The following is a 378-nucleotide window of genomic DNA, read 5'->3' as shown; positions in this document are numbered from 1 at the left end:
AATCGGTACCACCCCTTCCCATCCCGAACAGGACCGTGAAACGATTTTACGCCGATGATAGTGCTGCAACCAGTGTGAAAGTAGGTCATCGTCAGGCTAGTTATAAGAAGAAAGCCCCGCAGAAATGTGGGGTTTTTTTTCGTCCGCGTTTTCGTGCTGCCGCCATAAAAATTGCTACCAATTAATAAGAATACGCCGTACAATACGCGCTCAGGATTCGAAGTACTGCTGCCCAGTCGGGAGCATCTACTTGTACAAGTTATGCCTGATGACCATAGTAAATCGGTACCACCCCTTCCCATCCCGAACAGGACCGTGAAACGATTTTACGCCGATGATAGTGCTGCAACCAGTGTGAAAGTAGGTCATCGTCAGGCT

The 378-nt window shown here is 48.7% G+C and carries 2 rRNA genes; both read left to right on the top strand.

From position 1 onward, the window contains the following. Window positions 1–97, top strand: a 5S ribosomal RNA gene (rrf, locus tag F0185_RS35640); the annotation flags it as partial. 167 nt (window positions 98–264) lie between these two features. Continuing rightward, window positions 265–377, top strand: a 5S ribosomal RNA gene (gene rrf, locus F0185_RS34180). Window position 378 lies beyond the last annotated feature (1 nt).

This window comes from Massilia rubra (genome assembly GCF_011682065.1).
GTDB classification, from domain to species: Bacteria; Pseudomonadota; Gammaproteobacteria; order Burkholderiales; family Burkholderiaceae_D; genus Telluria_A; species Telluria_A rubra.
Note: the sequence above shows the minus strand (reverse complement) of the source record. Positions and strands in the feature narration are given on the sequence as shown.